This is a genomic window from Streptomyces sp. SAI-127 (assembly GCF_029894425.1).
Lineage (GTDB): Bacteria > Actinomycetota > Actinomycetes > Streptomycetales > Streptomycetaceae > Streptomyces.
Genome location: NZ_JARXYJ010000001.1, coordinates 8,783,057 through 8,806,409, shown reverse-complemented (window position 1 = coordinate 8,806,409; position 23,353 = coordinate 8,783,057). Strand labels below are relative to the sequence as shown.

Here is a 23,353-nt window from a genome sequence, read left to right as displayed (position 1 = left end):
GAACCCGCAGAACCGGAGAGTCACCGGATGTCTTCAGGATCACCGATGTCGGGAGTGGGCCGGGTCATCGCCGGCCGCTATCTGTTGCTCAACCCGCTCGGCAGCGGCGGCATGGGCCATGTGTGGCTCGCCCACGACCAGAGACTCGACTGTGAGGTCGCGCTCAAGGAGATCGTGTTCCGTGACCCGGTGGAGGCGGACCACGAGCGGGAGGCCCGGGTGGCACGGGCCCGCGCGGAGGCCCGGCACGCGGCGGGGCTGCGCGGCCATCCGCACGTGGTGACCGTGCACGACGTGCTGGAGCACGAGGGGCTGCCGTGGATCGTCATGGAGTACGTGGAGCACGCGGTGGACCTGCGCGACCTGGTCGACTCCCGCGGACCGCTCGCCCCGGCGGAGTGCGCCCGGATCGGCCTCGCCGTGCTGGACGCGCTGACCGCCGGGCATCAGCGGGGCGTGATGCACCGGGACGTGAAGCCGGCGAACATCCTGCTGGCGCCGGACCGCTCGGGATCACCGTACGGACGCGTCCTGCTCACCGACTACGGCATCTCCGTGCAGCCGGACGCCGGCGAGACCCGGTACACGCTGGCGTCGGTGCTGGTGGGCACGTCGGGCTATCTGGCGCCCGAGCGGGCCACGGGCGGAGCGCCCACCCCGGCCGCCGACCTGTTCTCGCTGGGCTGCACGCTGTACCACGCCGTGGAGGGCGTGGGCGCCTTCGAGCGGGAGTCGCATCTCGCCGAGGTGACCGCGGTGGTCATGGAGGAGCCGCGGCCCGCCGTGCGCGCCGGTGCGCTGGGTCCCGTACTGCAGGCACTGCTCGCCAAGGATCCGGGGCAGCGATGGTCGGCGGCGGAGGCGGAGGCCGCGCTGTCGCGGATCGTGACGCCGCAGGCCGAACCGTACGTCCGCACGCAGACCGACCTCGGTTCCCTGCCGCCCTGGGCCGGGATGCAGGTGCCGCCTCCCGGGCCGCCGCCGAACGGACACCGGTCCCGCGCCGAGGGCGAGCCGCCCTTCGTGCTCCCGCCTCCGCCGCCGCAGGGCGGCCGCCGGCGGCGGGAGCGCTCGCACGCCCTGCGGGCCGCCCTCGCCTGCGGTCTCGGACTGCTGCTGTCCCTGGGCGGCGTGTGGTACGCCATGGCCGACCGGTCGTCGGACGACGGGGGCGGACAACAGGGCTCCCGGCAGCCGTACGGCGAGACGGTCGGTCTCACGAGGCCCCTGCGGGACGGCGACTGCGTCGTCGCCGATTGGCCGGGCTCGGAGCGTTTCCGGGGAACCCCTCGGCTGCGGCTGGACCCCACCTGCGGGACGGCCCTGGACGGCCAGGTGATGGCGTTCGTGACGACCTCCTCGGCCGGCGAGGCGCGGCGGACGGCGGCGGCGAGGTGCGAGGAGCGGACGCGGGAGCTCCGGGACCGGCTCGCGGACGTCCGCGGCCTGGCCGTCGTGCCGACCGACGGGGGCTTCGAGGCGGCGGGACGGCGCACCGCGTGTCTGGTGCTGGGCGGGAACGGGCCGGTGTACGGGCCGATCGGCAGCCATCGCAGGCCGGGCTCGGGGTTCGCGGACACGGCGACCATGCAGCGGCGGGACTGTCTGGACGTGCGCACCAACCGGGACGCCCGGCTGGTCTCCTGCGAGGGCTCCCACGACGAGCAGGTGCTCGGATTCACCCGTCTGGCCCCCGACGTCACGCTGTCCGAGGCACGGACCGAGTCGGACACGGCGTGCGCGCGTGCCGTGCCGCCCGGCGACTACGGTTTCGATCCGTCCGTCTACACGGCGGGTTCCTGGACCAGTGAGGGGCCCTGGAAGAACGGCACACATTTCGTCGTGTGCACCGTCCGCAGGCAGAACGGGGGCACCATGGAGGGGGACGAATCCTGAGGAGGGTGTTGCGATGCCCGGTACCGGTTCCACGGACGGCTCGACCCGAACGATGGGGGTGCTCACCGTCGGCGGTCTCGTCGCGGTGACCGCCTACACGGTGGCGCTCGGCAGCAACGGCTGGCTGTGGTTCGGCTGGGTCGTGCTGGGCCTGATCACGCTCGGGATGGTGGCCACCCGCAGCACCTGACGTCAGCCGTCCGTGAGACGGCCCGCCGAGTGCACGCCCGGCTGGTACTTGGGCAGCCGGGCGGTGATCTTCATGCCCGCGCCGACGGCGGTCTCGATGACGAGGCCGTAGGAGTCGCCGTACACCTGGCGGAGCCGGTCGTCGACGTTGGACAGCCCGATGCCGCCCGAAGGGCTGACCTCGCCCGCGAGGATACGGCGGAGCAGGACCGGGTCCATTCCGGCGCCGTCGTCCTCGATCACCACCAGGGCCTCGGCGCCGGCGTCCTGGGCGGTGATCTGGAGCCGGCACTTCTCGGTCTTGCCCTCCAGGCCGTGCTTGATGGCGTTCTCGACCAGCGGCTGCAGGCACAGGAACGGCAGGGCGACCGGCAGCACCTCCGGGGCGATCTGCAGGGTGACGGCGAGGCGGTCGCCGAAGCGTGCCCTGACCAGCGCCAAGTAGTGGTCGATGGCGTGGAGTTCGTCGGCGAGGGTGGTGAAGTCGCCGTGCCTGCGGAACGAGTAGCGGGTGAAGTCGGCGAATTCGAGGAGCAGTTCGCGGGCGCGTTCGGGGTCGGTGCGGACGAAGCTGGCGATCACCGCGAGCGAGTTGAAGATGAAGTGCGGGGAGATCTGGGCCCGAAGTGCCTTGATCTCGGCCTCGATCAGGCGGGTCCGGGACTGGTCCAGGTCCGCCAACTCCAGCTGGACGCTCACCCAGCGGGCGACCTCCCCGGCCGCGCGGACCAGGACGGCCGACTCGCGGGGCGCGCAGGCGACCAGGGCGCCGTGGACGCGGTCGTCGACGGTGAGCGGGGCGACGACCGCCCAGCGGACCGGGCAGTCGGGGGCGTCGCAGGTCAGCGGGAAGGCCTCGCCGCGGCCGGTCTCCAGCGGGCCCGCGAGGCGTTCCATGATCTCGGTGCGGTGGTGGCTGCCCACGCCGTCCCAGACCAGGACCTGTTTCTGGTCGGTGAGGCACAGCGCGTCCGTGCCGAGCAGTGAGCGCAGTCTGCGGGCCGACTTGCGGGCGGTCTCCTCCGTCAGCCCCGCCCGCAGCGGGGGCGCCGCGAGGGAGGCGGTGTGCAGGGTCTCGAAGGTGGCGTGTTCGACGGGGGTGCCGAGGCCGCCCAGTGTCTGCGGCCGGGCCGTACGCCTACCGAGCCAGAACCCGGCTGCCAGCAGCGGGAGGATCGCCACGCACAGTCCGGCCAGGAATCCGCTCATGCCTTCACCTCCGCCCGCAGTTCCTCCGGCAGGTGGAAGCGGGCCAGGATCGCCGCCGTGCCCGCCGGTACCCGGCTCGCGGTGGCCAGGGACACCAGCACCATGGTGAGGAAGCCGAGCGGCACCGACCAGAGCGCGGGCCAGGCGAGCAGGGCGTGCAGCGGGCCGCCGGCCGGGAAGCCGGCCATGGTCGCGGCGACGGCGAGGAACGCGGAGCCGCCGCCGACCAGCATGCCCGCGGCCGCGCCCGGCGGGGTCAGCCGCCGCCACCAGATGCCGAGCACGAGCAGCGGGCAGAAGGAGGACGCGGAGACGGCGAAGGCGAGCCCGACCGCGTCGGCGACCGGCAGCCCGCCGACCAGGACGCTCGCGGCCAGCGGGACGCACATCGCGAGGACCGTTCCGAGTCGGAAGTGCCGGACGCCGCGTGAGGGCAGGACGTCCTGGGTGAGCACGCCCGCCACGGCCATGGTGAGTCCGGAGGCCGTCGACAGGAACGCGGCGAAGGCCCCGCCCGCCACCAGCGCGCCCAGCAGGTCGCCGCCGAGGCCGCCGATCATCCGCTCCGGGAGCAGCAGGACGGCGGCGTCGGCGTCTCCGGTGAGGGTGAGTTCGGGGGCGTACAGGCGGCCGAGGGCGCCGTAGACCGGGGGCAGGAGGTAGAAGCAGCCGATCAGGCCGAGGACGGCGACCGTGGTGCGGCGGGCGGCCACGCCGTGCGGGCTGGTGTAGAAGCGGACGACGACGTGCGGCAGGCCCATGGTGCCGAGGAAGGTGGCGAGGATCAGTCCGTACGTGGCGTACAGGGGCCGTTCCTCGCGGCCCGCGGCGAGGGAGGTCGACATGCCGTCGCTGGTGCCGCGGTCGGCGGCGGGGACGGTGGTGCCCTTGGCGAAGGTCAGCTCGGTGCCCCGGTCGATGCGGTGGGTGCCTGCGGGGAGTCGGAGTTCCTGGTCCTCGTGGCGGCGGCCGTCGACCGTGCCGGTGACCCTGACGGTCAGGGGGCTCTCCAGCTTGAGGTCGAGGGTGGAGTCGACGCGGACCGCGCGCTGTTCGCGGAAGGTGGCCGGTTCCTCGAAGGCGTGGCTGGGGGCGCCGTCGCCCTGCCAGGCGAGGATGAGGAAGAGCCCGGGGACGAGCAGGGCGGTGAGCTTGAGCCAGTACTGGAAGGCCTGCACGAAGGTGATGCTGCGCATGCCGCCCGCGGCGACGGTGGCGACCACGACGGCCGCGACGATCACTCCGCCGAACCACTGGGGCGCCCGGGTCAGTACGGTCAGCGTCAGTCCGGCGCCCTGGAGCTGGGGCAGCAGGTAGAGCCAGCCGACACCGACCACGAAGGCGCCCGCGAGCCGTCGCACGGCCTGGGAGGCGAGCCGTGCCTCGGCGAAGTCGGGCAGGGTGTAGGCGCCGGAGCGGCGCAGGGGGGCGGCGACGAACAGGAGCAGCACGAGATAGCCGGCCGTGTAGCCGACGGGGTACCAGAGCATGTCGGGGCCCTGGACGAGGACCAGGCCCGCGATGCCCAGGAAGGACGCGGCGGAGAGGTACTCGCCGCTGATGGCGGCCGCGTTCAGGCGGGGGCCGACGGTGCGGGAGGCGACGTAGAAGTCGGACGTGGTGCGGGAGATGCGCAGGCCGAACGCACCGACGAGCACCGTGGCCACCACGACGAGCGCGACGGCGGGGACCGAGTAGCTGGAGTTCATCGGTCCTCGACCAGCCGCACGAAGTCCCGTTCGTTGCGTTCGGCGCGACGCACGTACCAGCGGGCCAGCAGGACCATCGGGACGTAGAGACCGAAGCCGAGGACGCCCCATTCGAGGCGGTGGGCGTCCGGCATGGCCGCGAAAAGCAGCGGGAGCGGCCCGATGAGCAGTCCGAGGAAGGCGAACACCGCGAGGGCGGCGCGCAGTTGGGTGCGCATCAGGGAGCGGACGTAGGTGTGGCCGAGGGTGGTCTGTTCGTCGATCTCGGTGCGCGGCCGGTAGTAGCCGGAGGCGGGGCGGCTGCGGCGGGGCGGGCCGGTGACGACGACGCGCCGCTCGGCGGGGTCCTGGGGCATGACTACGGCCTCCTCATCAGCAGGTCCCGCAGCTCTCGCGTGTGGCGACGGCTGACCTGGAGTTCCTCGCCGCCGACGACGACGCTCACCGTGCCCGCGTCCAGGCGGAGTTCGCCGACGTGGCGCAGGGCGACCAGGTGTCGGCGGTGGATGCGGACGAAGCCTCGGGAGCGCCAGCGTTCCTCCAGGGTGGACAGCGGGATCCGGACGAGGTGGCTGCCCTTGTCGGTGTGGAGGCGGGCGTAGTCGCCCTGGGCCTCGACGTGGGTGATGTCGTCGACGGCGACGAACCGGGTCACCCCGCCGAGTTCGACGGGTATGTGGTCGGGGTCGGGTTCGTGCACGGGTATCCGGGGTGCGCTGCCGAGGCGTTCGGCGGCGCGGCGGACGGCTTCCGCGAGGCGTTCCTTGCGCACCGGTTTGAGCACGTAGTCGACGGCCTTGAGGTCGAAGGCCTGGACGGCGAAGTCCTCGTGGGCGGTGACGAACACGACGAGCGGCGGGGTGGCGAACCCGGTCAGCAGCCGGGCGAGGTCGAGGCCGTCGAGGCCGGGCATGTTGATGTCGAGGAAGACGACGTCGATCGCCTCGGGCCCGCCGGGTCCCGACTCCAGAGCGCGGTTGATGCGGCGCAGCGCCTCGGTGGCGTCACCGGCGCCCTCCACACTGCCGATCCGGGGGTCGGCGCTCAGGAGATAGAGCAGTTCCTCCAGCGAGGGGCGTTCGTCGTCGACAGCCAGGGCGCGCAGCATGAACCCGGAGTGTAGGAGTAATTCGTACGACTGGACACGTGCGGAGGTGTGGACGCCCTCGCTGGATACAGTGCCGACATGAGCAGCAGGACCGTCGCCTTCGACGAGCTGGACCGGAAGATCATCACCGCGCTGATGGCGAACGCGCGGACGTCCTTCGCGGAGATCGGTTCGGCGATCGGGCTGTCGTCCACGGCGGTGAAGCGGCGGGTGGACCGGCTGCGCGAGACCGGGGTCATCACCGGGTTCACGGCCACGGTGGAGCCGTCGGCGCTGGGCTGGCGTACGGAGGCGTACGTCGAGGTGTACTGCGAGGGCGCGGCTCCGCCGCGGCGGCTCGCGGAGGTGGTCCGCAACCATCCGGAGATCACCGCGGCGATGACGGTGACCGGCGGCGCGGACGCCCTGCTGCATGTGCGGGCGCGGGACGTGGAGCACTTCGAGGAGGTGCTGGAACGCATCCGCGTGGAGCCGTTCATCCGGAAGACGATCAGCGTCATGGTGCTGTCCCACCTCCTCCCGGAAAGCCCCGAGGCGGGGGCGAGCCAGCCCGCACCGGAGGCGTAGCCGTTAAACGCACCAACCATGCGTTTCACCGCACGAACACGCAGCATTCCTGCACAGACACGCAATTCTTGTTGCTTGTCGGGCCTGCCACCCGTTTTCTACCTTGGTGTCAACCCTCAGTAGACACCGCAGGAAGCGGAGGAACCCCTCTGTGTCCGACTCCCGTGTGCCGCGCCGACGGCGTTTCCTCGTCTGCGAACCCAGACACTTCGCCGTGCAGTACGCGATCAATCCCTGGATGCATCCCGACACCCATGTCGACGTGGACCTGGCGCAGGAGCAGTGGCGGACGCTGATCCGCACCTATGAGGCGCACGGTCACGACGTCGCGGCCGTGGAACCGGTGCCCGGTCTCCCGGACATGGTCTTCGCCGCGAACTCGGCGGTCGTCGTCGGCGGCCGCGTCTTCGGCTCCCTCTTCCACGCGCCCCAGCGGCGCCCCGAGTCCACGCACTACGACCTGTGGTTCAAGACGGCGGGCTACGACGTCCACCGTCCCGCCGCCGTCTGCGAGGGCGAGGGCGATCTCGTCTGGACGGGCCGGTACGTGCTGGCCGGAACCGGGTTCCGCACGTCCCGGGACGCGCACCGCGAGGTGCAGGAGTTCTTCGGCCACCCGGTGATCAGCCTGACGCTGGTGGACCCGCACTTCTACCACCTGGACACCGCGCTGTTCGTTCTCGACGACGCCAACATCGTGTACTACCCGGAGGCCTTTTCGCCGGGCAGTCGCGAGGTACTCGCACGGCTGTACCCGGACGCGGTGCTCGCGACCCGGGACGACGCGATGGCGTTCGGCCTGAACTCCGTGTCCGACGGCCGGCACGTCTTCATCGCCCCGCAGGCCGAGGCCCTCGCCGTGCGCCTCGACGACCACGGCTATGTCCCCGTCCCCGTCGACCTCTCCGAGTTCCACAAGGCCGGCGGCGGCATCAAGTGCTGCACCCAGGAGATCCGCTCATGACCGCACCCGTAAGCACGCGTTCCTCCGCCGATCTCATCCGTGCCGAGGAGCCGGTCCTCGCGCACAACTACCACCCGCTGCCCGTGGTCGTCGCCCGGGCTGAGGGCACCTGGGTGCAGGACGTGGAGGGCCGCCGCTACCTCGACATGCTGGCCGGCTACTCCGCCCTCAACTTCGGCCACCGCCACCCGGCGCTGATCGAGGCGGCGCACCGGCAGCTGGACCGGCTGACACTGACGTCGAGGGCCTTCCACAACGACCGGCTCGCCGAGTTCGCGGAGCGCCTGGCCGAGCTGACGGGCCTGGACATGGTGCTGCCGATGAACACCGGCGCGGAGGCGGTGGAGAGCGGCATCAAGGTGGCCCGCAAGTGGGCGTACGAGGTCAAGGGCGTGCCGGCCGACCGGGCCACGATCGTGGTGGCGGCGGAGAACTTCCACGGCCGTACGACGACGATCGTGTCCTTCTCCACGGACGAGACGGCCAGGGCGGGCTTCGGCCCCTTCACGCCGGGCTTCCGGATCGTGCCGTACAACGACCTGGCGGCGCTGGAGGCGGCGGTCGACGAGACCACGGCTGCGGTGCTCCTCGAACCCATCCAGGGCGAGGCGGGCGTGGTCATCCCGGACGACGGCTATCTGACCGGCGTCCGCGAGCTGACCCGCCGCAAGGGCTGTCTCTTCATCGCGGACGAGATCCAGTCGGGTCTCGGCCGCACGGGCCGCACCCTGGCCGTGGAGCACGAGGGAGTCGTCCCGGACGTCCTGCTGCTGGGCAAGGCACTGGGCGGCGGCATTGTCCCGGTCTCCGCGGTGGTCGCCCGCCGTGACGTCCTGGGCGTACTGCGCCCGGGCGAACACGGTTCGACGTTCGGCGGCAACCCGCTGGCGGCGGCGGTGGGCACGGCGGTGGTCGAGCTCCTGGAGACGGGCGAGTTCCAGCGCCGGGCGGCCGGCCTGGGCACGGTCCTCAGGGACGGCCTGGCGGACCTGGTCGGCAAGGGGGTCGTCGGCTTCCGTGCCCGGGGTCTGTGGGCCGGTGTCGACATCGACCCGTCCCTCGGCACGGGCCGCGAGGTCAGCAAGCTGCTGATGGACGAGGGCGTCCTGGTCAAGGACACCCACGGCTCGACGATCAGGCTGGCACCGCCACTGACGATCACGGCGGAGGAACTGCGATCGGCACTGGAGGTACTGGAAAAGGTGCTCAGGCGCTGACCCGCACCGGCCCTACGACAGAACCCCCTCCCCGGCCGCGCACTCCACCAGACCGGGTGAAGATGTGATGAAGAGGTGATAGACCACTCTCAGCGACAGAGAGGTCGGCCGTGGGCGCTCAGGAGGAGCACGACACCGCGCGGCACCGGTTCGACGTGGCCGATGCCGCGCCCCTGCTGCTCGACGCCCACGGCACCGTGACCGGCTGGACCAGGGACGCCGAGCGCCTGCTGGACTACCCCGCCACCGAAGCCGTGGGCCGGAGCGTCGCAGCCCTTCTCACCCCCGAGGACGCCCGCCGGCTGCCGGAGATCACCGCGCGCTGCCGGACCGAAGGGAGCTGGGCGGGGCTGCTGACCGCCCTGCACCGACACGGCCGGCCGGTCCCGGTCATGGTCCGGATCACGGTGGCCGCCGACTCCGACTCCTCGGAACGCTGGCTGGTGCTGCTGTCCGAGATGGCGGAGGCCCCCGGCTGGGACATGAGCCGCCGGGTACTGGAGCAGATGGTCACCCGCTCGCCCATCGGCATCGCGGTCGTGGACACGGACCTGCGCTGTGTGTGGTCGAATCCGGCCCTGGAACAGTTCGGCAGTGCCCCGGCCCAGCAACGGCTGGGACTGCGGTTCGCGGAGATCCAGCCCGGCCTGGACTCCGAGGCGATAGAGGCGCAGATGCGGCGCGTGCTGGAGACCGGTGAACCGGTCGTGGAGTACGAGCACGTCGGCCGGCTCCGCTCCGCCCCGCACCGCGAGACCGCGCACACGATGTCGTTCACCCGGATCGACGACGACCGGGGTCACCCGATCGGCGTCTACTACACGGTCGTCGACATCACCGAGCGGCACCGGGCGCGGCAGCGCCTGGCTCTGCTCGACCGGGCCGGCGAGTGCATCGGCCGCAGCCTGGACATCCGGCGCACCGCGCAGGAGCTGGCCGATGTGGCGGTGCCCGCGCTGGCCGACTACGTCACCGTGGACCTGCTGGAGTCGGTGCTGCGGGGGGCGGAACCCACCACGCACGTGCCGCTGCTGCGGGCCGGGCAGCAGTCGGTGGACGAGGGTGTTCCGGAGGCCGTCGTCGAGGTCGGTGACGTGGCCGCCTACCGGCCCGGGTCGCCCCCGCTGCGCTGTCTCGACTCGGGCGAGCCCTGGCGGGAGGAGCGCCTGGACCCGCTGGCCGCGGAGTGGGCGACCGACCTGCCCGGCGGGCGGCAGGCCACCTTTCTGGATCTGGGCCTGCACAGCGTGATGGTGGTGCCGATCCGTGCCCGGGGCGTCACTCTGGGCGTCACCACCTTCTTCCGCCGGCGCCGCCAGGAACCCTTCGACGCGGACGACCTGAACCTCGCCGAGGATCTCGTCTCGCGGGCGGCCGTCTGCGTCGACAACGCCCGGCGCTACACCCGCGAGCGCGAGGCCGCGCTGGTCCTGCAGCGCAGTCTGCTCCCCCACCGGCTGTCCGAGCAGGACGCCGTGGAGGTGAGCGCCTGTTACCGGCCCGCCGACGAGCTGACGGGACTGGGCGGCGACTGGTACGACCTCATCCAGCTCTCCGGCGCGCGGGTCGCTCTCGTGGTCGGCGAGGTACCCGGGCACGGCATCGGCGCCGCCGCCTCGATGGGCCGGCTGCGGACCGCCGTACGGACGCTGGCGGCGCTGGATCTGCCGCCCGAGGAGGTGCTGGGTCACCTCGACGACCTGGTCGCCCGGGCGGCGCGCGAGGAGGGTGTGGGGCCGGAGACGGAGGACACCGACAGCGCCCAGGGCTCCGGATGTGTGTACGTCGTCTACGACCCGGTCGACGGGCAGTGCACGATGGCCGCCGCCGGCCATCCCGCGCCCGCCGTGATCCTTCCCGATGGCACGGTCGCCTTCGTGGACCTTCCGCAGGGGCCGTCGCTCGGCGTCGGCGGTCCCCCCTTCGAGTCGGTCGAGATGGCCCTGGCGGCGGGCAGCACGCTCGCACTGCACACCGACGGGCTGCTCGCCCACGGCCAGGAGTGGGCCGTGGACGCGGGCCGGGACCGGCTGCGCCAGGCCCTGGAGAGGCCCGCGCCCACGCTCGACCTGCGCTGCCGGGCCGTGGTCGACGCCCTGGCCCCCGACCGGCCGCACGACGACGTGGCCCTGCTCATGGCCCGCACCCGGCTGCTGGGGCCCGACCAGGTCGCGGACTGGGACGTGCCCGTCGACCCGTCCCTGGTCGCCGAGGCCCGCAAGACGGCGTCCCGGCAGCTGACGGACTGGGGCCTGGAGGAGTTCGCCTTCACCACGGAACTGGTCGTGAGCGAACTGGTCACCAACGCCATCCGGCACGCGGTCGGCCCGATCCGGCTCCGGCTGATCCGGGGGCGGTCCCTGGTCTGCGAGGTGTTCGACAGCGGCGACACCGCGCCCCATCTGCGCCACCCGCGTACCACGGACGAGGGCGGCCGGGGGCTGCTGCTGGTCTCCCAGTTCGCCCAGCGCTGGGGCACGCGGTTCGCGCCCGAAGGGAAGATCATCTGGGCCGAGCAGTCCCTCGAGGAGCCACCGGACTGACTCACGACCTGTACATACCGTGTGAAGATGGTGCGAACCCGGCGGCGAGGCGGCAGCCATGAGTGACAGATCCAGCGACACCGACTCCATCGACTACTCAGCCGTGTTCCAGGCACTGCCCGGCATGGTCGCGCTGCTCACGCCCGACCTGGTGTACGCGGACGTCAACGAGGAGTTCCTGCGCATGGCCGGGCGCAGGCGCGAGGAGCTCGTGGGCCGCTATCTCTTCGACGTCTTCCCGGACAACCCGAACGACCCCGCGGCGACCGGTATGCGCAATCTGGCCGCCTCCCTGCGCCGGGTGCTGGAGACCGGGGAGCGCGACTCCATGGCCCTTCAGCGGTACGACGTCGAGGCACCCGATCGGCCGGGGGAATGGGAGGAGCGGTACTGGAGTCCCTGCAACGCCCCCATCCTCGGCGCGGACGGCAAGGTCGAGCTGCTCGTGCACCGGGTCGAGGAGGTCACCGAGCTGATCCGGGCCCGCGGCGGCCCGAGCGCCGACCGGAACCGGGTCCTCGAGGCCGAGCTGTACACCCGCGCCCGTGAACTCCAGGAGGTCAACGAACGGTTGCGGCGGGCCCACGCCCGTGACCGCGAGGTCGCGTTGACACTCCAGGAGGCCATGCTGCCCGCCGGCCTGCAGACCTTGCACCACAGGGCCGCCGTGCGCTACCGGCCGGCGGTCGGCACGCTGAACGTTTGCGGTGACTGGTACGACCTCGTCGACCTGGTGGGCGGTCACCGCGTCGGGGTCTCGGTCGGTGACGTGGTGGGCCACGGGCTCGTGGCCGCCGGGGTGATGGGCCAGCTGCGCAGCGCCCTGAGCGCGGCCTCCCGGGTGGCCGGGGGCCCGGCCGAGGCCCTGGACGTGCTGGGCCGGTACGCCCACGTCGTGGACGGCGCCGAGTCGGCGACCGCGGTCACCACGTTCATCGACCTCGACCACGGCACCCTCACCTACAGCAGTGCCGGGCATCCACCGCCGATGCTGGTGCACCCGGACGGCCGGGTGGAGTGCCTGGACAAGGCGACCGACCCGCCGCTCGACGCCTTTCCCGACCCGATGCCCCGGGTGCAGGCCGCGACCACCTTCACCAGCGGCGCCACCCTCGCCCTGTACACCGACGGCCTGGTGGAGCGGCGCCGCGAGGACATCGACACCGGGCTCACCCGGCTCGCCGACTCCCTCGCCCGGCACCGCGAGGACGACCCCGAGACCCTCGCGGACGCGGTCCTGCTGGAGCTGCTGCCGCCCGGCGGCGCCACGGACGACACGGCGCTGGTCATCGTACGGCTGTGAACGCGACAGGATCCGTCCCGGGAATCAAGAGCGGCCCTTTGGCCGACCACCCCCGCGGTTCACGCCACAGCGCCTGGTCGGGTTGCCGTGCCCCGCCCGCCGGCACCAAGCTGGTCCGGCGTTCGGCCCTGTTCCAGCCGTCGGGCCCTGCGCCTACACTGACAGCCCCGCCTCACGCCGGTTGACCAGCCAGAACGCGGAGTTGAGCCGTCCGCCCGACCGAGGAGCGCCCCCTCTTGTTCTACTACCTGCTCAAATACGTGCTGTTGGGGCCGTTGCTGAGACTGGTCTTCCGGCCTCGAATAGAGGGTCTTGAGCACATCCCGGAGTCAGGTGCGGCCATCGTCGCCGGCAACCACCTGTCGTTCTCCGACCACTTCCTGATGCCCGCGGTGCTCAAGCGGCGCATCACCTTCCTGGCGAAGGCCGAGTACTTCACCGGCCCCGGCATCAGGGGCAGGCTGACCGCCTTCTTCTTCCGCAGCGCCGGGCAGATCCCGGTCGACCGCTCCGGCAAGGAAGCAGGCCAGGCCGCCATCCGCGAGGGTCTCGGCGTACTGCGCAAGGACGAACTGCTCGGCATCTACCCGGAGGGCACCCGATCGCACGACGGCCGCCTCTACAAGGGCAAGGTCGGCGTCGCGGTGATGGCGCTCAAGGCCCAGGTACCGGTCATCCCCTGCGCGATGATCGGCACCTTCGAGGCACAGCCGCCCGGCAAGGTCATCCCCAACGTCCACCCGGTGGTGATCCGCTTCGGCAAGCCCCTCGACTTCTCCCGCTACGCCGGGATGGAGAACGAGAAGGCGATCCTGCGGGCCATCACCGACGAGATCATGTACGCCATCCTGAAGCTGTCCGACCAGGAGTACGTCGACCAGTACGCGGCCGTGGTGAAGGCGGAGGAGACGGCCGCGCGCCGGGAGAAGGAGCGCAAGTTCCCCCGGATTCCGCTGAGCTGAGGTCTGCCGTCGGCAGAGCCCCCTGGAAGAACCGGAGTTGACCGCCGTACGGTCGCCGCATGACACGACGTGCAGTGGTGATCGGAGCGACGGGACAGATCGGGCGGGCGGCCGTGGGCGCGCTGGCCCGGGACGGCTGGGAGGTGACGGCCGTCTCCCGGGGCGGCGGACGGGACGAGAGCTGGCCCGCGCAGGTGCGTACCGCGCGGGCCGACCGGGCGGACGACTCGGCGCTGGCCGCAGCGGTCGGCGACGGCTGCGAGGTCCTGGTGGACATGGTCGCCTACGGACCCGCACACGCACGGCAGTTGGTGTCGCTGGCAGACCGGGTGGGCTCGGCCGTGGTGATCTCCAGCGTGTCGGTGTACGAGGACGACAAGGGCCGCAGCTTCGACACCCAGGGCGAGCCGGAGGGCTTCCCCGAGTTCCCGGTGCGGGCGACGGAGGACCAGCGGACGATCGCGCCCGGCGAGGCCTCGTACAGCACCCGCAAGGCCGGCCTGGAGCGTGAACTCCTCGCCGCGGGCGACCGGTTGCCCACGACTCTGCTGCGCGCCGGGGCGATCCACGGACCGCACTGCCGGACCCCGCGTGAGTTGTACTTCGTCAAGCGCAACCTGGACGGCCGGCCTCGGCGCCTCCTGCCGTACGGCGGAATGAGCCGATTCCACCCGGCGAACGTCCACAACATCGCCGAACTCGTCCGGCTGGCCGCCGCGAAGCCCGGCCGCAGGGCCCTGAACGCCGTGGACCCGGACGCCCCGACGGTGGCGGAGATCGCCGCCGCGATCGACTCTGTGATGGGCGTCGAGACGGAGAGCGTGCTGATCGACGGTCCTCCGCCCTCGCCGACGGTGGGGGACACGCCGTGGTCGGTGCCGGCGCCGGTCGTCTTCGACATGTCCGCCGCCGAACGGGAGTTGGGGTACCGCCCGGTGGTGGCGCGGTACGCGGACCGGCTGCCGGAGACCGTCGCCTGGATCGAGCGGCAACTTGCCGGACGGGACTGGCGGGAGGCGTACCCGAAGATGTTCCAGACCTACGGCGACCTCTTCGACTACGCGGCGGAGGACGCGTATCTCGACTCGCTCGGCGCGTGAGGATCGGCCTATGAGAAAAGGCGGCCGGTGGCTCCGGCCGCCTTTTCCCGTGGTGCGTGCTACGGCTTGGGCGTGGCGTGCGGGGTGCACGTCACGTCGGCCTTGTCCAGCTTGCCGGTGAGCAGGTAGGCGTCCACCCGCGAGTTGATGCACGGGTTGACCAGACCGGTCACGCCGTGGGAGCCCGCGTCCTTCTCGGTGATCAGGCGGGAGCCCTTGAAGCGCTTGTGCAGTTCGACGCCGCCCTCGTACGGGGTGGCCGCGTCACGCTCGGACTGCACGATCAGCACGCCCGGCAGGCCCTTGCCGGTCTTGACGTCGACCGGGGTCTGCTGCTTGACCGGCCAGGTGGCGCAGGGCAGGTTCAGCCAGGCGTTGGCCCACGTCATGAACGGGTACTTCTTGTTGAGCGCGGTGTTGTCCTTGTCCCACTTCGTCCAGCTGGTGGGCCACTTGGCGTCGGTGCACTCGACGGCCGTGTAGACGGCGTTGCCGTTCTCCGAGGAGATGTTGCCCGCGGTGTCCGACAGGTCCGGGGCGGCGGCGTCGACGAGCGCCTGGGTGTCACCGGCGACGTACTTGCTGAACACCGTCGCGACCGGCACCCATGAGGAGTCGTAGTACGGGGCGCTCTGGAAGAAGCCGATCAGTTCGGCCGGGCCGACGACCCCGCCGATGGGGTTCTTCTTGGCGGTGGCGCGCAGTTCGAGCCACTTCGCCTGGACCGCGGCACGGGTGGTGCCGAGGTGGAAGGCGGCGTCGTTGGCGGCGACCCAGTCTTCCCAGTCCTTCCAGCGGCCCTCGAAGGCGATGTCCTGGTCGAGATTGGCCTCGTACCAGATCTTCTCCCGGGACGGATTGACGACGCTGTCGACGACCATGCGGCGGACATGGCCGGGGAACATCGTGCCGTAGACGGCGCCGATGTAGGTGCCGTAGGAGACGCCCAGGAAGTTGAGCTTCTTCTCACCGAGCGCGGCGCGGATGACGTCCAGGTCGCGCACGGTGTTGGGCGTGGTCATCTGCGAGAGCATCGCCTTGCCGGTGCGCTCGGCGCAGCCCTCGGCGTACTCACGGGCCAGCTTGCGCTGGGCGCGCTTGTCGGCCTCGGAGTCCGGCACCGGGTCCATCTTGGGCGCCTTCACGAACTCCTGCGGGTCCATGCAGGAGATGGGCGCGGAGTGGCCGACACCGCGTGGGTCGAAGCCCACGAAGTCGTACGCCTTGGCCGCGTTGGCCCAGATCGGGTTCTTGTTCGTGACGCGGAGCGGGAAGCGCATGCCCGAGCCACCGGGTCCGCCCGGGTTGTAGACGAGGGCGCCCTGACGCTCCGCCTTGGTGCCGGTATTGCCGATGTGGTCGACGGCGAGCTTGATCTGCTTGCCGTTCGGCTTGGTGTAGTCCAGCGGCACGCTGACCCAGCCGCACTGGACCGGCTTCGCGATCCCCCAGTCGGCGGGGCAGTCGGCCCAGTCGATACCGGCCTTCGCGGCACGGGCGGCGGCGATCGCGGCACCGACGGACGCACGGTCCTGTCCGTGCCGGCTCGCACCCGCCTGCGTGTTGGCGCCGGACGCGGGTGCCGCGACGGCACCGGATATGAGTGTGGCCGTGATGAGTACTCCGGCCGAACCGAGTGCGGTCGTCCGCCACTTCGGTCTCGTCTCCCTCAAGAGGGACCCCTCCCCGTACGTCGTTTCGATTCGTACGGGGATCCTCCTGGCTATGGAGACTCTGTGAACAGGGGATGCGCCTCTTCTTTGCCAATCCGATAAACGGAAGGGGTCGTTCGCTGGGCGGACTAGGCGCTGAGAGCCGCCAGTGCCTCGTCCAGCACCCGGCGCAGCAACAGGGCGTCCGGGGCCACGGCGGTGACGAGCGCGGCGGGCCCTGCCAACGGTACGACGGCGGCGCCTTCACCGAGCACCCGTGCCGTCACCGGCTGGTCGGCGAACTCGGGCCGTACGACGAGAAGTTGACCGACGGCTCGATGTCCCGCGAGTACGGCCGGCCCGTCCCAGCCGCCCGGCGCGCCGGGACCGCAGGCCAGCTCCTGATCGAGCACGGTGCGTCCCGCGACGCGCAGCACGAGCCGGCTGCTGAGCCTCCCGGGCTCCTCCCCCGCCCGCCCGAGGACCTGCTCCTCGCGCAGCACGAGCCGACTCGTCGCCCCGAGGTCGATCCGCGTGGTGACAGACAGATCGCTGCCACCGGCGGAGATCAACTGCTCGGGCAGCCAGTGGAGTTCGCCCCCTTCGGCGACGGTGAGCCGGACGTCGTAGCGGGCCTCGCCCTTGGTCTGTCCCGGCAGGGCGATGGTGGCCGCGGCCGATCCGAGGCGCAGTCGAGCGCCTTCCCGGATGTCGGCCTCCACGGTGAAGTGGTCGCCGCCCAGGGGCCCGCTCATCGCGCCGACGAGCACGACCCGCGTCTCGGTCCCGCTCCCCCGGGTCCGCCGCAGTGCCAGCGGCCCGTCGCTCTCCAGCACGGGCAGGGCCGTACCGCCGCGTCCGTCGTCCCGCGCGACGATCCGCGCGGTGGCTCGTACCCCCGCCCCGAACGCGGTCATGCCGTCCACGCGGCGAGCTGCGCCCGGACCCAGTCGGCGACGTCCGTGACCCCGGCCTCGCCGCGCAGCGACTGGAGGACGACCGGCAGTTCGGCCCGCTGGGCCTTGGCGTCGGCGGCCATCCGTGCGAGGTCGGAGCCGACGTACGGGGCCAGGTCGGTCTTGTTGACGATGAGCAGGTCGGCGGTGGTGACGCCTGGGCCGCCCTTCCTCGGGATGTCGTCTCCGCCCGCCACATCGATGACGAAGATCTGCGCGTCGACGAGCCCCTTGGAGAAGGTGGCGGTGAGGTTGTCGCCGCCGCTCTCCACGAGGATGAGGTCCAGGGGGCCGACCTCGTCCTCCAGGTCCTCTACGGCTTCGAGGTTGGCGGAGATGTCGTCCCGGATCGCGGTGTGCGGACAGGCGCCGGTCTCCACCGCGGTGATCCGCTCGGGGGGCAGCACGGCTTCCCTGAGCAGGAACTCGGCGTCCTCACGGGTGTAGATGTCGTTGGTGACGACGGCGAGGGACAGTTCGTCGCGCAGGGCCCGGCAGAGGGCGGCGACGGTGGCGGTCTTGCCGGAGCCGACGGGGCCGCCGAGGCCGATACGGAGGGCTCTGCGGGTGCCGTCGGGTCGGTGGGCGTCCGCGCTGAGAGCGGCGGGGGTGTCGTGATGGTGGTCGAGATGCATGTACGGCTCCTGGGGGGGGTCATGGTCGGGTGCGGGTCCGTGGGGCTGGTCGCGCAGTTCCCCGCGCCCCTAAGCAGGCTGCTGTGGCCCTCTTATGATGCGAACAGGCGTACTGCCCATGCCGCGTGCGCCTCTGCTCCGATTTCCAGCAGCGGCGCCGACGCCGACGGCAATGCCTCGACCCCCTCGTCGGCAACCCTCCGCGCTGCCTCCAGCGCCCGATCCGCGACCCGGTCCAGCTCTGGCGCCAACCGGGCGAGTACGGCCGTGGCGTCAAAAGGATCGAGGCTCAGCAGCCGGACCGTCGCACTCGAAGGCCCGCTCACGCTCTCGTACACCGCGCAGTACGCCGCGTCCACGGCCTCGAGGCCCGCCGCGCGGGCCGCCAGCCCCAGGACCACCGGCTGGTGTGCTCCCTTGGGGAACTCCCTTGCCAGGGCGTCGAGTTCGGCCGACGGCCAGGTCGCACGGGCCGCCCGCATCAGCTGGCGGCCCAGCTTGCGTGCGGCCGTCCGCAGTGCGGGGGACGGGGTGCGGGCGTCCGCGGCCTCGTCCAACAGCCGCGGGGCGACGCCGAGCACGGCCGCCGCGGCCAGCGCAGCCGACACCAGGCCCGTCGTGTGCAGCCGCCCCCGGCAGAAGGACTCCAGGGTCTCCGCCCCGGTGACCCGCCCCGCCTTGACGGCCGCCTCGGCCCCGCCGGAGTGCGCGTGCCCTCCGGCGGGGAACCGGCCGTCGGCCAGGACCAGAAGTGCAGCCCTGGACATCAGAAGAGGAAGTAACGCTGGGCCATGGGCAGTTCGGCTGCCGGCGTGGCCTCCACCAGCTCCCCGTCGATGTGTACGGCGAAGCTGTCGGGGTCGACCCGTACGTCGGGCCGCGCGACGTTCTCCCGCATGTCGGCCTTGGTGACCCCGCGCGTCGACTCGATCGCCACGAACCGCTTCCCGAGCTGGAGCCGCTCCGGCAGCCCGTCCTCGATGGCGAGGGGCGCCACGAAGTTGAAGGAGTTGGACGCGGGCGCCCGTCCGATCGCCCCGTACATCGGCCGGGGAAGGATCGGCTGCGGGGTCGGAATCGAAGCGTTCGCGTCGCCCATCTGCGCGTAGGCGATCTGCCCGCCCTTGATCACCAGATGCGGCTTGACGCCGAAGAACGCGGGCTCCCACAGCACCAGGTCGGCCAGCTTGCCCGTCTCCACCGAGCCCACCTCGTGGGCGAGCCCCTGAGCGACGGCGGGGTTGATCGTGTACTTGGCGACATAGCGCCGTACACGATGGTTGTCGGCGCGCCCGTCCCCCGGCAGCGCACCCCGGCGCCGCTTCATGACGTGCGCGGTCTGCCAGGTCCGCATGATGACCTCGCCCACGCGCCCCATGGCCTGGGCGTCGGAGGAGATGATCGAGATGGCGCCCAGGTCGTGCAGGATGTCCTCGGCGCCGATGGTCGTGGGCCGGATGCGGGACTCGGCGAAGGCGAGGTCCTCGGGCACCGCCGCGTTGAGGTGGTGGCAGACCATCAGCATGTCGAGGTGTTCCTCGGCGGTGTTGACGGTGAACGGGCGGGTCGGGTTGGTCGAACTGGGCAGCACGTGCGGCTGGGAGACCACGGTCATGATGTCCGGAGCGTGCCCGCCGCCCGCGCCCTCGGTGTGGTAGGCGTGGATGCCCCGCCCGGCGATCGCGGCGAGTGTGTCGCCCACGAAACCGGCCTCGTTGAGAGTGTCCGTGTGGATGGCGACCTGGATGCCGGTCCGCTCGGCGACGGTCAGCGAGGCGTCGATGACGGCGGGGGTCGATCCCCAGTCCTCGTGCAGCTTCAGGCCGAGGGCGCCCCCGCGGATCTGCGACAGCATCGCCTCGTGCGAGACGGTGTTGCCCTTGCCGAGGAAGCCGATGTTGAGCGGGTACTGCTCCATCGCCTCCAGCATCCGGGCGAGGTGCCAGGGGCCGGGGGTGACGGTGGTGGCCTTGGAGCCCTCGGCGGGGCCGGTGCCGCCGCCGACCAGGGTGGTCACCCCGGACGCCAGCGCCTCGTCGGCGATCTGCGGGCAGATGAAGTGGACGTGCGCGTCGACTGCGCCGGCGGTCAGGATCCGGCCGTTGCCCGCGATGATCTCGGTCTCCGGGCCGATCACCAGGTCCGGGTGGACCCCGTCCATGGTGTCGGGGTTGCCCGCCTTGCCGATGCCGGTGATCCGGCCGTCGCGGATGCCGACGTCGGCCTTCACCACGCCCCAGTGGTCGATGATGACCGCGCCGGTGACGACGGTGTCCGGGGTGCCCTCGGCGCGCGTGGCACGCGACTGGCCCATCGACTCGCGGATGACCTTGCCGCCGCCGAACACGGCCTCGTCACCGGCGAGTCCGGGACCGCCGGAACGATCCTCCTCGACCTCGACCAGCAGATCGGTGTCGGCGAGCCGGATGCGGTCGCCGGTGGTCGGGCCGAACAGGTCGGCGTAGGCGGCACGAGAGATCTCAGGCATCGAGGGCACCTCCGGTCTCCCCGCGCAGCCCCGGCACCACGCGGGCGCCGGTGAGCGGGACGAGTTCCACCTCGACCGGGATGCCGGGCTCGAAGCGCACGGCGGTGCCGGCGGCGACGTTCAGCCGCCTGCCGTGCGCTGCCGCGCGGTCGAACTCCAGGCCCGGGTTGGTCTCGGCGAAGTGGTAGTGGGAGCCGACCTGGACGGGACGGTCGGCGGCGTTGAGGACGGTCAGCCGGGTGACCTCGCGGCCCTCGTTGTAGGCGATCGGCCCGTCGGCGAAGAGGATCTCTCCGGGAATCATGGGGCCCCTCAGACGATCGGGTCGTGGACGGTGACGAGCTTGGTGCCGTCCGGGAAGGTCGCCTCGACCTGGACGTCATGGATCATCTCGGGAATGCCCTCCATGACGTCGTCCCGGGTGAGCAGCTTGCGCCCGGAGGCCATGAGCTCGGCGACGGTACGGCCGTCACGCGCGCCTTCGAGGATGTGCGACGTGATGAGGGCGACCGCCTCGGGGTGGTTGAGCCTGAGCCCGCGGGCCCGGCGCTTCTCGGCCACGTCGGCCGCCACATGGATGAGCAGCCTCTCTTGTTCGTGCGGGGTCAGTTGCACGTCCCACCTCACAGTCCTCGCTCCGGACCGTGCGGGGTCCGGCTGCCGCAGCCCCGGGGCAAAGTCCCTGGTGGCGTGGATCCGCAGGCTAGTTGGATCCGGTTTCAGGCACGTTAACCAAGCTGTGATCCCGCATGCTCATCAACGCCCGTAGACCGTCCCCCAGGGCCTCGGCGGGCGTCGGTCCGAACAGGGCCTGCTGTGCGAGGAAGCCCATCGCGGCCGCCATCATCGTGCGGGCCACGTCCTCCGGGGGCACGTCCGACCGCATGATTCCGGCCTCCTGGTACGCCCCGACGATCCGCGTCCAGGTCTCGCGCACGGCGCCGTAGCCCTCGCGCAGGAGGGCCGCGAGCTCGTCGTTGCGGAGGGTCTCGGTCCACACCTGGACGACCAGCCGCGGGAACGCCGGACGCCCGTCCACGGTCAGGGACTCCTTGGTGGCGAGGACGCGGCTGAGCACGGACGCCACGAGGAGGTCCGGAGGCGGGGGCGGGCTGCTGCGCGTCGCCTCCTCGAAACCCTCGTGGACCTGGCCGAGCACCTCCCCGACGATCGCGGCGATGAGCTCCTCCTTGCCGCTGAAGTAGCGGTAGACGGCCCCGGCCGAGAGGTCGGCCTCCTTCAGGACGTCCTGCATGGACGTGGCGTGGAAGCCGTTGCGGGCGAAGCAGACCGCGGCGCCGTCGAGGATCTGCCGACGCCGGGCGTCGAGGTGTGCCTGGGATACGCGAGCCATGGTCCACAAACTAAAACGAACATTCCTTCTTGACAAGGCGCGGCGACGGCGGGACGGTGTGAACCGAAGCCAAAACGAACGATCCTTCTTTTTAACGGGACCACCAGACCCCGGAGAGGACCCTCATGTCCACCCGTCGCACGATCGCGGTCGTCGTCCTCGTGCCGCTGCTCGCCGCCCTGGCGCTGTGGGCCTTCGCCTGGCCCGCCGCCCGCACCGCCCCTCGCGACCTGCCGCTCGGCGTGGCCGGGCCTGCCTCCGCGACCGCACAGATGGAGAAACAGCTGCGGCGGCACGAGGGCGCCTTCGAGATCCATCGCTATGCCGACGAGGCGGCCGCGCGGGCGGCGATCGGGGACCGGACCGTATACGGCGCGGTCGTCGTGACCGCGCAGGGCCCGGAGCTGCTCACGGCATCGGCCGCGAGCCCGGTCGTGGCCCAGCTCCTCCAGCAGGCCGTGGGCCGGCAGGCGGCCGCGAGCGGCACGGAGGTGAGGACGGTGGACGTCGTCCCCGCCCCGGCGTCCGACCCGCGCGGGGCAGCCCTGAGCAGCTCCGTGCTGCCGCTGGCCCTCGCCGGGATCATCGCGGGCGCCATGGTGACGTTTCTCGGGCTGCGCGGATTCCGCGCGGTGACCGCGCTGGTCGTCAGCGCCGCACTGGTGGGCGTCCTCTCGGCCGCACTGGCCCACAGCTGGCTCGGCGTCCTGACCGGGAACTGGTGGGCGGAGGCCGGGACGTTCGCACTGTCGAGCCTGGCGGTGAGCGCGGCCGTGGCGGGACTCGCCGCCCTCGTCGGCCCCGCGGGGATCGGCGTGGTCGCGTTCCTGGTGATGTTCCTCGGCAACCCGTTCTCGGGTGCCGCCACGGCCCCGCAGTTGCTGCCCGACCCCGTCGGCACGATCGGCCAGTGGCTGCCGCCGGGCGCGAGCGCGAGCCTGCTGCGCTCGGTGTCGTTCTTCGACGGGGCGACGGCGCCCGGGCCCGTCCTGACCCTGACCTGGTGGGCCGCGCTGGGCCTGGGTGCCGTGATCCTCGGGAACGCGCTGAAGGTGCGGGCCAAGGGCTCCACGCGTGCCGCCACCGAGCGTGAACTCACCTCCGTCGGCTGACCGAACCCGCTCTTCCAGGCCCCCGGCCCCGACGGCCGGGGGCGCCCGCGTCGCTACGAGGCGCCGGTCCCCCGGTGATGCGCCGCGATGCCGAACCGCTGCTGTTCGCGGGGAGCGGACGCGACCTCCCGCACGGTCGAGACCGCGCTCACCACCTGCTCCTCGACGGGCTTCTGGAGCTCCTCCAGCTGTTCCAGGTCGGCCGCGGAGACCAGGGCGACCAGCGGCTTTCCATGCCGTGTGACGACGACGCGCTCACCGCCGTACACCACCCGGTTGATCAGGTCGGCGAGTTCAGCCCTGGCTTGCGTCACCGGAATCTCGTAGGCCATACCCCCATCATAACGTCACGTACGTCCTGTACATTTTTTACAGACAGCTTGCCGCGA

The 23,353-nt window shown here is 71.7% G+C and carries 23 protein-coding genes; 10 read left to right on the top strand and 13 right to left on the bottom strand.

Annotated elements, in window-relative coordinates:
* Nucleotides 1–27: 27 nt before the first annotated feature.
* Both M2157_RS40520 and M2157_RS40515 read left to right on the top strand, forming a co-directional pair.
* Entirely contained in the window at nt 28–1,896 is a 1,869-nt protein-coding gene (locus tag M2157_RS40520; protein WP_280867635.1) for a serine/threonine-protein kinase, read from the top strand.
* Between the two features lie 13 nt (nt 1,897–1,909).
* Nucleotides 1,910–2,086, top strand: a complete 177-nt coding sequence (locus M2157_RS40515; RefSeq protein WP_031053721.1) for a hypothetical protein — start codon at nt 1,910–1,912, stop codon at nt 2,084–2,086.
* Nucleotides 2,087–2,088: 2 nt separating this feature from the next.
* Here M2157_RS40515 and M2157_RS40510 read toward each other — a convergent pair whose 3' ends face one another.
* The 4 genes from M2157_RS40510 to M2157_RS40495 are packed head-to-tail and all read right to left on the bottom strand — an operon-like array spanning nt 2,089 to nt 6,111.
* The gene (locus M2157_RS40510; protein ID WP_280867634.1) at nt 2,089–3,294 is read right to left on the bottom strand and encodes a histidine kinase; all 1,206 of its coding nucleotides are present in this window, start codon (nt 3,292–3,294) and stop codon (nt 2,089–2,091) included.
* The gene (locus M2157_RS40505) at nt 3,291–5,003 is read right to left on the bottom strand and encodes a cation acetate symporter (RefSeq protein WP_280867633.1); all 1,713 of its coding nucleotides are present in this window, start codon (nt 5,001–5,003) and stop codon (nt 3,291–3,293) included. Before M2157_RS40505 ends, M2157_RS40510 begins: the two co-directional genes overlap by 4 nt.
* Nucleotides 5,000–5,359, bottom strand: coding sequence for a hypothetical protein (locus M2157_RS40500; protein ID WP_280856168.1), 360 nt, complete (start codon nt 5,357–5,359; stop codon nt 5,000–5,002). Before M2157_RS40500 ends, M2157_RS40505 begins: the two co-directional genes overlap by 4 nt.
* 2 nt (nt 5,360–5,361) lie before the next feature.
* On the bottom strand, nt 5,362–6,111 hold the full coding sequence (locus M2157_RS40495; RefSeq protein ID WP_266524580.1) for a LytTR family DNA-binding domain-containing protein: 750 nt from the start codon (nt 6,109–6,111) through the stop codon (nt 5,362–5,364).
* Nucleotides 6,112–6,189: 78 nt separating this feature from the next.
* On the opposite strand from M2157_RS40495, the gene M2157_RS40490 reads away from it, so the two are divergent.
* From M2157_RS40490 to M2157_RS40460, 7 genes are all read left to right on the top strand, one after another.
* Nucleotides 6,190–6,678, top strand: a complete 489-nt coding sequence (locus tag M2157_RS40490; RefSeq protein ID WP_266524583.1) for an Lrp/AsnC family transcriptional regulator — start codon at nt 6,190–6,192, stop codon at nt 6,676–6,678.
* Nucleotides 6,679–6,829: 151 nt separating this feature from the next.
* Nucleotides 6,830–7,642, top strand: coding sequence for a dimethylargininase (gene ddaH / locus M2157_RS40485; protein WP_280867632.1), 813 nt, complete (start codon nt 6,830–6,832; stop codon nt 7,640–7,642).
* Complete coding sequence (gene rocD / locus M2157_RS40480) at nt 7,639–8,859, top strand: ornithine--oxo-acid transaminase (RefSeq protein WP_280867631.1); 1,221 nt, start codon at nt 7,639–7,641, stop codon at nt 8,857–8,859. Before ddaH ends, rocD begins: the two co-directional genes overlap by 4 nt.
* A gap of 110 nt (nt 8,860–8,969) precedes the next feature.
* The gene (locus tag M2157_RS40475) at nt 8,970–11,402 is read left to right on the top strand and encodes a SpoIIE family protein phosphatase (RefSeq protein WP_280867630.1); all 2,433 of its coding nucleotides are present in this window, start codon (nt 8,970–8,972) and stop codon (nt 11,400–11,402) included.
* Between the two features lie 58 nt (nt 11,403–11,460).
* Nucleotides 11,461–12,705, top strand: coding sequence for a SpoIIE family protein phosphatase (locus M2157_RS40470; RefSeq protein WP_280867629.1), 1,245 nt, complete (start codon nt 11,461–11,463; stop codon nt 12,703–12,705).
* 236 nt (nt 12,706–12,941) lie between these two features.
* A complete protein-coding gene (locus M2157_RS40465) occupies nt 12,942–13,667 on the top strand; it encodes a lysophospholipid acyltransferase family protein (RefSeq protein ID WP_280856175.1) in 726 nt (241 codons plus the stop codon).
* Nucleotides 13,668–13,726: 59 nt separating this feature from the next.
* Complete coding sequence (locus M2157_RS40460; RefSeq protein WP_280867628.1) at nt 13,727–14,767, top strand: NAD-dependent epimerase/dehydratase family protein; 1,041 nt, start codon at nt 13,727–13,729, stop codon at nt 14,765–14,767.
* Nucleotides 14,768–14,826: 59 nt separating this feature from the next.
* Here M2157_RS40460 and M2157_RS40455 read toward each other — a convergent pair whose 3' ends face one another.
* From M2157_RS40455 to M2157_RS40420, 8 genes are all read right to left on the bottom strand, one after another.
* On the bottom strand, nt 14,827–16,440 hold the full coding sequence (locus tag M2157_RS40455; RefSeq protein WP_280856177.1) for an alpha/beta hydrolase: 1,614 nt from the start codon (nt 16,438–16,440) through the stop codon (nt 14,827–14,829).
* A 128-nt stretch (nt 16,441–16,568) separates the two neighbouring features.
* A complete protein-coding gene (locus M2157_RS40450) occupies nt 16,569–17,336 on the bottom strand; it encodes an urease accessory protein UreD (RefSeq protein WP_280867627.1) in 768 nt (255 codons plus the stop codon).
* Nucleotides 17,333–18,010: an urease accessory protein UreG gene (ureG, locus tag M2157_RS40445; RefSeq protein ID WP_280867626.1), complete on the bottom strand. Its 678-nt coding sequence runs from the start codon at nt 18,008–18,010 to the stop codon at nt 17,333–17,335. Before ureG ends, M2157_RS40450 begins: the two co-directional genes overlap by 4 nt.
* A gap of 92 nt (nt 18,011–18,102) precedes the next feature.
* Nucleotides 18,103–18,777 carry an urease accessory UreF family protein gene (locus M2157_RS40440; RefSeq protein WP_280867625.1) on the bottom strand — a complete coding sequence of 225 codons (675 nt, stop codon included), beginning with the start codon at nt 18,775–18,777 and terminating at the stop codon, nt 18,103–18,105.
* Entirely contained in the window at nt 18,777–20,498 is a 1,722-nt protein-coding gene (locus M2157_RS40435) for an urease subunit alpha (RefSeq protein ID WP_280867624.1), read from the bottom strand. Before M2157_RS40435 ends, M2157_RS40440 begins: the two co-directional genes overlap by 1 nt.
* Complete coding sequence (locus tag M2157_RS40430; RefSeq protein ID WP_266524609.1) at nt 20,491–20,802, bottom strand: urease subunit beta; 312 nt, start codon at nt 20,800–20,802, stop codon at nt 20,491–20,493. Before M2157_RS40430 ends, M2157_RS40435 begins: the two co-directional genes overlap by 8 nt.
* A gap of 8 nt (nt 20,803–20,810) precedes the next feature.
* Nucleotides 20,811–21,113, bottom strand: a complete 303-nt coding sequence (locus M2157_RS40425; protein ID WP_037782101.1) for an urease subunit gamma — start codon at nt 21,111–21,113, stop codon at nt 20,811–20,813.
* Nucleotides 21,114–21,201: 88 nt separating this feature from the next.
* Nucleotides 21,202–21,852 carry a TetR/AcrR family transcriptional regulator gene (locus tag M2157_RS40420; RefSeq protein WP_280856183.1) on the bottom strand — a complete coding sequence of 217 codons (651 nt, stop codon included), beginning with the start codon at nt 21,850–21,852 and terminating at the stop codon, nt 21,202–21,204.
* 125 nt (nt 21,853–21,977) lie between these two features.
* Here M2157_RS40420 and M2157_RS40415 point away from each other — a divergent pair, with 125 nt between their 5' ends.
* Nucleotides 21,978–22,964: an ABC transporter permease gene (locus M2157_RS40415; protein ID WP_280856184.1), complete on the top strand. Its 987-nt coding sequence runs from the start codon at nt 21,978–21,980 to the stop codon at nt 22,962–22,964.
* A gap of 53 nt (nt 22,965–23,017) precedes the next feature.
* On the opposite strand, the gene M2157_RS40410 is transcribed toward M2157_RS40415, so the two are convergent.
* Nucleotides 23,018–23,296, bottom strand: coding sequence for a type II toxin-antitoxin system Phd/YefM family antitoxin (locus M2157_RS40410; RefSeq protein ID WP_059207614.1), 279 nt, complete (start codon nt 23,294–23,296; stop codon nt 23,018–23,020).
* Between the last annotated feature and the right edge of the window lie 57 nt (nt 23,297–23,353).

Bases quoted from the DNA above. Each gene is read 5' to 3' on its own strand.
- M2157_RS40490 (WP_266524583.1), top strand. From the start codon at position 6,190: ATGAGCAGCAGGACCGTCGCCTTCGACGAGCTGGACCGGAAGATCATC.
- M2157_RS40520 (WP_280867635.1), top strand. From the start codon at position 28: ATGTCTTCAGGATCACCGATGTCGGGAGTGGGCCGGGTCATCGCCGGC.
- M2157_RS40420 (WP_280856183.1), bottom strand. From the start codon at position 21,852: ATGGCTCGCGTATCCCAGGCACACCTCGACGCCCGGCGTCGGCAGATC.
- M2157_RS40450 (WP_280867627.1), bottom strand. From the start codon at position 17,336: ATGACCGCGTTCGGGGCGGGGGTACGAGCCACCGCGCGGATCGTCGCG.
- rocD (WP_280867631.1), top strand. From the start codon at position 7,639: ATGACCGCACCCGTAAGCACGCGTTCCTCCGCCGATCTCATCCGTGCC.
- M2157_RS40440 (WP_280867625.1), bottom strand. From the start codon at position 18,777: ATGTCCAGGGCTGCACTTCTGGTCCTGGCCGACGGCCGGTTCCCCGCC.
- M2157_RS40430 (WP_266524609.1), bottom strand. From the start codon at position 20,802: ATGATTCCCGGAGAGATCCTCTTCGCCGACGGGCCGATCGCCTACAAC.
- M2157_RS40410 (WP_059207614.1), bottom strand. From the start codon at position 23,296: ATGGCCTACGAGATTCCGGTGACGCAAGCCAGGGCTGAACTCGCCGAC.
- M2157_RS40435 (WP_280867624.1), bottom strand. From the start codon at position 20,498: ATGCCTGAGATCTCTCGTGCCGCCTACGCCGACCTGTTCGGCCCGACC.
- M2157_RS40415 (WP_280856184.1), top strand. From the start codon at position 21,978: ATGTCCACCCGTCGCACGATCGCGGTCGTCGTCCTCGTGCCGCTGCTC.
- M2157_RS40460 (WP_280867628.1), top strand. From the start codon at position 13,727: ATGACACGACGTGCAGTGGTGATCGGAGCGACGGGACAGATCGGGCGG.
- M2157_RS40510 (WP_280867634.1), bottom strand. From the start codon at position 3,294: ATGAGCGGATTCCTGGCCGGACTGTGCGTGGCGATCCTCCCGCTGCTG.
- M2157_RS40470 (WP_280867629.1), top strand. From the start codon at position 11,461: ATGAGTGACAGATCCAGCGACACCGACTCCATCGACTACTCAGCCGTG.
- ureG (WP_280867626.1), bottom strand. From the start codon at position 18,010: ATGCATCTCGACCACCATCACGACACCCCCGCCGCTCTCAGCGCGGAC.
- M2157_RS40505 (WP_280867633.1), bottom strand. From the start codon at position 5,003: ATGAACTCCAGCTACTCGGTCCCCGCCGTCGCGCTCGTCGTGGTGGCC.
- M2157_RS40515 (WP_031053721.1), top strand. From the start codon at position 1,910: ATGCCCGGTACCGGTTCCACGGACGGCTCGACCCGAACGATGGGGGTG.
- M2157_RS40495 (WP_266524580.1), bottom strand. From the start codon at position 6,111: ATGCTGCGCGCCCTGGCTGTCGACGACGAACGCCCCTCGCTGGAGGAA.
- M2157_RS40500 (WP_280856168.1), bottom strand. From the start codon at position 5,359: ATGCCCCAGGACCCCGCCGAGCGGCGCGTCGTCGTCACCGGCCCGCCC.